This window comes from Kitasatospora sp. NPDC004272 (genome assembly GCF_053603035.1).
On record NZ_JBSGET010000040.1, the window covers coordinates 1 to 9252 of the forward strand.

A 9252-nucleotide genomic window follows, 5' to 3' on the forward strand; every position below is an offset into this window, starting at 1 on the left:
GGTCGACGGCCTCGTCCGGGAAGGAGCGGTAGGCGGCCTGCAGGCTCATCGAGGCCAGCACGTACCCGCCGAGCGGCACGTCACCGGCGGCGCGGAGGGAGGGAGTCCCGCCGCCCTCAGCGGGGGCGCCCGGCCCGAGAACGAGTGGACCGGGTGGGCGGCGGGACGCGGAGTGACGAACCCCGGGAAAGAGTCTGCGCGTTCCCGCTCACGTTCCACTAACGTCCCGCTGACGTGCGCGAACGTTCATCCTTCGGCTCCGACTTGACGGGCGGTCGAACGGCGGGGGAGGGTACGCCCGGGCGGCCCGTGAGGGCCGGCCGGGCAAGCCGGCAGGGGGAGCGGACGGGGGGAGCGATGCGGGCGCTCACCGAAGTGCGGGACGAACCGATGACGGCCGACGGGCTGGTGCTGCGCCGACCGCGCCCCGCCGACGCGGCCCTCGTGCACCGGGGCAGCCACGATCCGCTGGTGCGCGAGTTCCTGCAGGCCGTCGTCCCGCACCTGGACACCGCCGCCGCCGCGCGGTGGCTCGACGAGATCCCCCCGATGCTGTGGGAGACCGGCCGCGCCGCCTACTTCGCGCTGGAGGACGCCGCGACCGCCGAGCCCGTCGGCTGGGCCGAACTCGTCAACCTCGACCCGGAGCGGGAGTGCGCCGAGGTCGCCGTCTGGCTGCTGCCCGAACACCGCCGGCTGCGCACCGCCAAGGCCGCGCTGCGCCTGGTGTGCCGCTTCGGGTTCGAGCGGATCGGCCTGTGCCTGGTCGAGGCGTTCGCCGCCGCCGACAACATGCCCAGCCAGCTCACCGGCGCCGCGATCGGCTTCCGCCGGGCCGGCTACCGCCCGGCGCTGTTCCGCAGCTCCCGCACCCACCGGCTGCACGACGCCGTGCACGCGACACTCGTACCGGAAGACCTCTGCTGACCCACGGGGCTCCCAACTTCCCTGCAAAGAACCAGGAGTGACACCATGTCAGGAAGCGTCAGGCTGGAAGACGGCACCCGCGGCGAACTGCTGATCGACGCCGACGGCGCCTTCCGCGCCACCCGCGCCGACCGCGAGCGCACCGGCCGGGTCGACCCGGCCCTGATCCGCCGGGTCCTCGCCGGGGCCGACCAGGTCCCCGCCCCCGCGCCCGCCGACACCCCCGCCGCCGGACGGCGGCTCACCGTCCTGGGCCGGCCCGGGCAGGCCGACCGGCAGTGGACCGACGGCACCGCCGCGCCCGTCCCCGCCGACGCGACCGTGCTCGACGCGCTGCTCGCCCAGGCCCTCGGCGAAGCCGCCGACCCCGCCGCGCTGCCCGCCGCACTGGCCGCCACCGAGCCCGCCGGCGGAACCGCCCGCAGCGCCGCCGTGGTCGGCACCGTCGCGGGCCGGGCCGCGTACGCCCTGGTCGAGGCGGACGGCGCGTTCGGCCTCACCGCGCTGGACGACGCCGCCCCGCTCGGCGGCTCCGACGCCGACGCCGGGCTGGCCCCGACCGCCGTCGCGCTCGGCGAAGCGGGCGGCCGCTCGCTGTTCGCGGTCGGCAGCACCGACGGCTCGGTCCAGGTCTGGGACGCCACCACCGGCGCCGTCGCGCACGGCACCACCGGCGGCGAGGGCGCCCAGTCCGTGGCCGCGCTGGTCTGCCGGGACATCCCGGTGGCGTTCTCGGCCGGGCAGTCCGGCGACCTGCGGGCGGTCCGCGCCGACGACGGCCGGGTGCTGGGCACCCTGCCCACCGGCGGCCGCGGCGCGACCGCGCTGCGCGCCGTGCACTGCGCCGGGGTCGACCTGCTGGCCGCCGCCGCCCCCGACGGCACCGTCCGGGTCTGGGACGCGGGCACCGGCGAGCTGATGCACCTGCTGGTCGGCCACCGCGGCGAGGTGCTGGCGCTGGCCGTGCTCACCGTCGACAACCAGGCCGTGCTGGCCTCCGCCGGCCAGGACCGCCGGATCCGGCTGTGGGACCTCGCCACCGGCCAGCCGGTCGCCGAACTCGACGGCCACACCGGCACGGTGACCGGGCTCGCCTTCACCACCCTCGCCGACCGGCCGGTGCTCGCCTCCTGCGCGCTGGACGGCACCGTCCGCACCTGGGACGTGTACGACGGCCGCCCGCTGAACGGTTGGCCGGCCGGCGATTGGCTCACCGCGCTGGCCGCCGCCGGGGACGCGCTGTACACCGGCGACGAGACCGGCCGGATCACCGTCTGGGACGCCGCCACCGGCGCGCCCGCCCCCAGGGCCGTGCCCGCCGGCCGCCCCGGCAGCCCGCTCGCCGCGCTGGCCGCCGGCACCCTGCACGGCCGTCCGGTGCTCGCCGCCGGGTTCGGCGACGGCGCGCTCACCGCCTGGGACGCCGCCACCGGCGCCCCGTTCCTCGACCTGCCCGGCGGGGGCGGCCCGGTGCACAGCCTCGACCTCACCGCCGACCTGCTGGTGTGCGGCACCGCCGCGGGCGCCGTCCGCAGCCACCGCCTCACCGACGGCACCGAGCTGCCGCTGCCCGTCCCGCACGCCGGGCCGGTCGCCGGGATCGCCTTCACCCCCGGCGAGCAGCCGCTGCTGGCCTCCGCCGGACGCGACGGCGCGATCGCCGTCCGGGACGCCGCCACCGGCGCCGACAGCCGCCGGTTCGCCACCGGGTGCGGCCCGTTCACCGCGCTGGCCGCCACCGAGGCGGGCGGCCAGCCGATCCTGGCCACCGCCGGCGAGGACCTGGTGGTGCGGCTGTGGCACGCCGTCAGCGGCGCGGCCGGCCCGGTCTGCACCGGACTCCCGCAGGCCGCCGAGGTGCTGTCGTTCGCGGTGCTCGGCGGCCGCCCCGCGGTGATCGCGGGCGCGGGCGACGGCACCGTGCTGGTCTGGGACGTCCAGGACGGCAGCCGCACCGCCGAACTGGCCGGTGGCGGCGCGGCCGTCCGGGCCGTGGTGGGCCGGGAGTTCGACGGCGAGGGGCTGCTCGCGGCCGGGGACGCCGCGGGCACCCTGCGGCTGTGGCACCTGGCCAGCGCCTCGCTGCTCAACGAGGCCGCGCTGGACGGGACCCCGCTGGCCATCGACCTCGACGAGGCGGGCCTGCGGATCGTCACCCCGGGCGGCGCGGTCACGCTCTGACCGGCATCCTCCATCGAACATTCACGACCGACCCGGAACGGGCACTTCCGGTCTTTACTTCCCCTTGCGGGTTCATGTCGTGAATTTACCTGTTGCATTCCTTCTGGTTTCCACCGTGACTTGATGACATGTCAGGATCGTGCCGGGATGACGTGTGGTCATCCCGGCACCCCCGACCGGCTGGGAGCGCTCCCAGCCGCGGGTTAGGGTGGTAGTGGAATGGGCCGGTGCGGGCATGTCACGGGCGCGTCCGGGCCACCCGCTGCCCCGACGACCCGGCATGCCCGGCGCGGGCCGTCGGCACGGGTGCGTGCCGACCGGGGGCGGCGGAGTGCGGAGGATGCGCAGGTGGCGGACGAGACGGTCTGGATCGACCTCGACGAGGTCGAGGCGGCAGCGAAGAAGATTCTCGGACTACTGGACGAACTCACCGGCCCCGCCAACCAGTTGGCGGCCAAGGTGAAACAGGTCCAGGCGACCGTCTACGGCACCGACCTGGTCGGCAAGGCGATCCAGGGCGGCAGCTCCTCGGTCGGCGGCCTCGCCGAGCACCAGGAGCAGGTGCTCCAGGGCATCGGCGTCCTGATCCAGAACGCCACCGCGGTCGGCCAGAACCTGCAGTCCATGGCCGCCCGGCACCGCGCCAACGACGACCAGCAGGCCACCATGCTCGGCGGCATCACCGACACCGGCACCATGCCGGCCGGCCCGAGCCTCGCCAGCGCGGGGAACTACCTGCCCGGCGGGGCGACGGTGGGCACCCCCGGCTACGAGGCGAGCCTGCCGCTCGGGCAGTTGACGCCCCAGCACGTGAGCCCGATGCCCGACCAGGAGATCTGGGCGGCCTCCACGCCCGCGCAGGTGACGCCGCGGATCGCGGGCACGGTGCAGCCCGCGGCGGAGCAGCTGCCGCGCCTGCAGTCCGGGACGGTGCTGCCCACGGCGGAGCACCTGCCGCGCGTGCAGTCCGGGGAGACGGAGCAGCTGCCCCTCATCCCGAGGGGCGCCCCGGCCCCGCCGCCGCCCAACGAGGGGCTCGGCAACATCGACCCGGGCGGCAGCTACCACGCCGCCGAGACGCCCGACCTCGACTACAACCCCCCGCCGCCGCCGCCCTTCATGGGACCGGGCATGTGGACCCCGACGGGGCACGGCGTCTGACGCCGCCGGGCGGGCGCCCCGCCCGCCCGTTCCGGGCCGTCCGCCCGGTTCCCCGTCGTCCGTCCGCCGAGCCGTCCGCCCGCTGAGTCATTCGCGCCACCACGCCGTCCGCGCCGCCGAGCCGTTCGCGCCACCGCGCCACCGCGGGCCCCCTGCCGACCCGACCGCACCCCTCCGGAGACCCGCTGCCATGATCGAGCTGCCCGCCGACCTCGCCGAGGTACTCAAGACCCTCCAGAGCAACGAGCAAGGCGCCGACATCCTCTTCCCCGACGGCAACGAGGACCTGCTCGCCGACCTCGCCGCCGCCTGGGCCAAGTGGAACGAGGTGGCCGACAGCCACGTCGTGGCGATCGTCGAGGCTGCCAACCGGGCCATGGCGAGCATGTCGGGGCCCGCCGCCGACAGCTTCGCCCAGTACCTCAAGAAGTTCGCCGGCGGGGAGGGCTCGCACGTCACCACCACCCTCCAGTCCGGGCACGTGATGGCGACCTCGATGCAGGGCGCCGCGCAGGCGGTGGGCGACGCCAAGACCGAGATGATCCGCGAACTCCAGTACGCCAAGGACTACATCGCGGCGCACCCGGCCGGCAAGCACGACGACATCGCCAAGTCCGAGGGCGTCAAGCAGGCCGTCAGCCTGTACCACCAGTACGTCAACCAGGTCAGCGGCAACGTGGACGCCACGCTCCGGACGAACGCCGACCACATCACCGACATGACCGGCATGGGCCAGACCTGCTCCCTCAACGGCAGCACCGCGAGCGGTGGTTCGGGCGCCGGCGGGGTCGGCGGCCTGGGCATCGCGGGCGGCGCTGGCGGCATCGGCACGATGAGCGGTGGGGTCGGCAACCTGCCCGGCGGACTGCTCGGTACGGGCGCGGGCAGCGGTCTGCCCGGCGGTGTCGGCGCCACCACCACCGATCCGTCCGGTTTCTCGCTGCCGGGCCTGGACGGCACCGGTGCGGGTGGTGCGGGCGGTGGTGCCGGTGCGGGCGGGGCTGCCGGGTCCGGTTTCTCGCTGCCCGGTCTGGACGGCGCCGGTGCGGGCGGTGGTGCCGGTGCGGGTGGTGGTGCCGGGTCCGGTTTCTCGCTGCCGGGCCTGGACGGCGCCGGTGCGGGCGGTGGCGCCGGGTCCGACTTCTCGCTCCCGGGCCTGGACGGCGCCGGAACGGCCGGCTCCTACGGTGGCTCCGGGGCGTTCGGCGGCGGGGACTACTCCGGATCGGGAACCACCGGATCGACCGGCGGCTCCGGCCTGGCGCCCTTCAGCCTGCCCGCCGCGAACCTGCCCCAGTTCGGCACCGACACCGGCGCGGGCGGCGGCGCCCCCGTGTTCACGCCGCTCTCCACCACCGGCAGCAACCACCTCGGTCTGGCCGGGCTCGGCGACCTCAGCAGCATCGGCGGCCCCGGCGTCGAGACCGGAAGCAGCTACGTCCCGAGCCAGAACTTCGGCTCCGGCCTCGGCAGCAGCATCGGCAGCTCCGGCGGCGGCTCGCTCGGGAACCTCGGCGGCTCCCTGGGCGGCGCCCTCGGCGCGCTCGGCGGATCGGGCGGCGGATCGGGCGGCGGCGCCCGTGCCGGACTCGCCCCGTTCGGCGGCGGCAGCAGTCCGTACGGCCTCGGCGGCGGGGCCGCCCGCGGCCTCAGCGGCACGGGCAGCACCCTGGCCGGGAGCCGCGGTGCGGGAGCCGCGGGCGGCATGACCGGCGCCGGTTCCGCGGCCGGCCGGGCCGGAGCCGGGGCCGGCACCCTGGCGTCCGGCGGCGCGACCGGCCGCAGCGGCGCCTCCGGCATGGCCGGCGGTCACATGCCCGGCATGGGCGGCGGCGGCCGCGGCGGCGGCAAGGACGGCAGGCACGGCAACCGCTTCGTCAGCCCTACCCGCTTCGGCAGCGACGGCGAGGAGGAGGAGCAGCTGCACGGCGACCGGGGCATCCTCGGCCAGGCCGGCGAGGTCGGCCCGCGCGACCGCCACTGGCACCGGGCCCGCCGCCGCTGGCTCGACGACGCCCGCGCCGACGCCACCTTCGCCACGGCCGAGTCCGGAACGGAGGCCGCCCCGGCCGCCCCCGCCAGCGAGAGCGAGGTCCTGAACCAGCTCGCGGGCGTCCTGCTCGGCGGCGGCGCGACCGGCACCGACGGGACGGGCACCGACGGGGCCGGCGCGGACGGCACGGGCAACGGCGGTACGGGCAGCGGCGGTACGGGCAGCGGCGGTACGGGGGGCGAGCAGGCTTCCGGTGGCACCACGGACGCCGCCACCGCCACCGCCGACCACGCGACGGCACGTCAGGAGACCCCCGTCACGGCGGCGGAGACCTCCGGCAGCACGGACGACGCCTCCTACCTGGAACGCTCCCGCAGCGCCGCCGCCCGGCGCGGCCACCCCGACGCGCCGACGGCCGAGACCGGTTCCGCCCCGACGGCCTCCGACGCCGGTGCGGCGGCCACCCCGCAGCGGGCCCCGCTCCGCGAGGAGGGCGGCTTCCAGGTGCCCAGCCCGTTCCTGCGCGCCGCCCTCTCCCGGCTGGCCGCGCCCGCCGCCGACTGACCGCGCGCCCGCCGCCGCCCGCCCTGACGAAGGAACCCTCATGAGCAACGACGAGCAGGCCTGGTACGCCGAGGCCGGGACGCCCGCCGAACCCGCCCACGTCCTGCACCGGATGGTCGAGACCCCCGTCGAGGCCGACCGCTTCGAGGTCGACACGGCGGGTCCGGAGAGCATCGCCCTCGACCCGGTGCAGCCGCGGGAGCGGATGGGCGGTCTCCTGCAACCGATGCAGCAGGGCGTTCCGGCCTCCGAGCAGGCGTCGCCGGAGATGCTGCTGCCCAGGCAGGGGCTGGAGCAGGCGTCGCCGGAGATGCTGCTGCCCCGGGAGCGGGTCCTGCCGGCGGAGCCGTTGTTGCCCAGGCAGGGGCTGGAACAGCCGGTGGAGCCGTTCCAGCAGGCGCGGACGGACTTCGCGGCACCGTCCGCCGAGCACCCGGTGGAACCGGCGTACGCGCCGCTGCAGCCGATGCAGCAGGGTGTGCCGCTCTCCCGGGCGACACCCGACCAGGCGGCCAACCGGACGGCGGCCCGGAACGCGGCGTCCGGGAGCGGGAGTTCGGGCGGCGCCGGATCGGGCTTCCGGGTGGACCCCGACCAGTACCGGGCGGCGGTGTCGCCCCTGCTCGCCGCCGCCGACCAACTCGGCAACGCCTACCGGTCGTTGAGCGCCTACCTGCCCTCGCTGGAGGCCCAGGACCCCTGGGGCAACGACGAGTCGGGCAAGAAGTTCGCCGAGGGCGAGCACGGCTACGTGAACATCAGCCACAGCACCATGACGCTCTTCAAGAGCCTGTCCGGCGGCCTCAAGGACATCGCCGACGGCCTGAAGCAGATGGCCGACCGGTACCAGAACGCGGACGACGACACCGTCGCCGAACTCGGCGGCATCGACAGCACCGCGCCGATGCCCGACTCGCCGTCCCTCCCGTCCACCCCTCCTCACCTCATGATCACTCCGGGCATGACCCAGAGCGGAAGGCACTGACCCGATGGCCGTCGAACTCCCGGAACCGCTCCAGTGGGTCCTCCTGCTGCTGGCCGGCACCCGCTGGCCCGAGGCGGACGAGGACCAGCTCCGCCACATGGCCGAGCACTGCCGCACGGCCGCCGAGAGCGTCAAGGACGCCGCGCAGAGCGCCGATTCGACGATCAAGCGTGCGCTGGACGGCCAACAGGGCGCCGCCGCCGAGGCGTTGTCCTCGTACTGGGAGAAGAAGTACTCGGTCGGCGAGGGCTCCGACAAGCCCGGGGCCCTTCCGGCCACGGTCGACTCGCTCAACGGCATGGGCGACATGCTGGAGAACATGGCCAACTCCGCGGAGACCGCGAAGATCCAGATCATCGCCCAACTCGGCATCCTGGCCTTCGAGTTGGCCACTGCCGAGGCCGAGGCGCCGTTCACCGCGGGCGCCTCGCTGCTCCAGGTGCCGGTGATGATCGGGGCCAGCCGGGCGGTCGTCCAGCAGATCCTGAAGCAACTGCTCAAGGAAACCCTGGAGATGGCGGCCAAGCAGGCCGCCCAGATGGGTGCGATCAACCTCCTCGCCCAGGGCATCGAGGTGGCCGAGGGCCACCGCAAGAGCATCGACATGAAGGAGCTCGGCCAGAACGCCCTCGGCGGCGCGGTCGGCGGCGCCTCCGCCCACCTGATCGGCAAGGGCATCGGCGCGGCCGGCAAGAAGATCGGGGCGGAGAACGCGCTCAACTCCACCGTCGGCAAGATCGGCACCGGCGCGGCCATCGGCGTCGGCGCGGACGTCTCCACCCAGCTGATCACCACCGGCCAGCTCGACAGCGGCTCCCTGCTCGGATCCGGCCTGTCCGGCGGCGCGGGCGCGGGGCTGCACGCCGGCGCCTCCGCGATCAAGACCAACATGAACGTCCCCAAGCCGGTGGACGCCCCCAAGCTCGACCTGCCCGACACCGCCGGCACCGGCCACGACACCCCGCCCACGTTCACCAAATCCACCTCCTCCTCGGACGACAGCACCTACCGCGGCCCGTCCGGAACGACCTCCGGGGACAGCGCGGAACCCGCACCGAACTCCGGGAGTACCTCCGGTGCTGGGTTCGGGGCCGGGGCCGGGGCCGCAGCCGGGGCCGGTCTGGGCTCGACCGTGGACGCGGGCTCGTCGTCCGGACACACCACCACGACGGGTGCGGGCGAGTCGAAGGTGAACGGCCTGGCACCGTTCGGCTCCGACCGCAGCACCGGGACCACGGTCGGGACCACAGCCGCGCCCGCCCCGCACGAGACGGCCGGGCCCGCCCCCCACGAGCAGACGGGCACGCGGGCCCAGGAGCCCGCCATCTCCGGCACCGACTCGCGGACGGCCGCGCCGAACACCGAAACCGAACCGACGATGGTGCGCTCGGTGCACCCGACGACCGGCCAGCCGCACGAGACGCCGACGCCGCAGCCGCAC

At 75.7% G+C, this 9252-nt stretch carries 6 protein-coding genes; all 6 read left to right on the forward strand.

What is annotated here, in order from left to right:
* Positions 1–357: 357 nt before the first annotated feature.
* Entirely contained in the window at positions 358–927 is a 570-nt protein-coding gene (locus ACWEO5_RS14940; RefSeq protein WP_452162786.1) for a GNAT family N-acetyltransferase, read from the forward strand.
* 45 nt (positions 928–972) lie between these two features.
* Positions 973–3108 (forward strand): WD40 repeat domain-containing protein, encoded by a 2136-nt coding sequence (locus ACWEO5_RS14945; protein WP_452162787.1) that lies wholly within the window; start codon positions 973–975, stop codon positions 3106–3108.
* Positions 3109–3456: 348 nt separating this feature from the next.
* Positions 3457–4269, forward strand: coding sequence for a WXG100 family type VII secretion target (locus ACWEO5_RS14950; protein ID WP_452162788.1), 813 nt, complete (start codon positions 3457–3459; stop codon positions 4267–4269).
* Positions 4270–4459: 190 nt separating this feature from the next.
* Positions 4460–6826: a WXG100-like domain-containing protein gene (locus tag ACWEO5_RS14955; protein WP_452162789.1), complete on the forward strand. Its 2367-nt coding sequence runs from the start codon at positions 4460–4462 to the stop codon at positions 6824–6826.
* Positions 6827–6866: 40 nt separating this feature from the next.
* The gene (locus tag ACWEO5_RS14960) at positions 6867–7811 is read left to right on the forward strand and encodes a WXG100 family type VII secretion target (RefSeq protein WP_452162790.1); all 945 of its coding nucleotides are present in this window, start codon (positions 6867–6869) and stop codon (positions 7809–7811) included.
* Between the two features lie 4 nt (positions 7812–7815).
* The coding region (locus ACWEO5_RS14965) for a WXG100-like domain-containing protein (RefSeq protein WP_452162791.1) at positions 7816–9252 on the forward strand (1437 nt) is incomplete at its 3' end.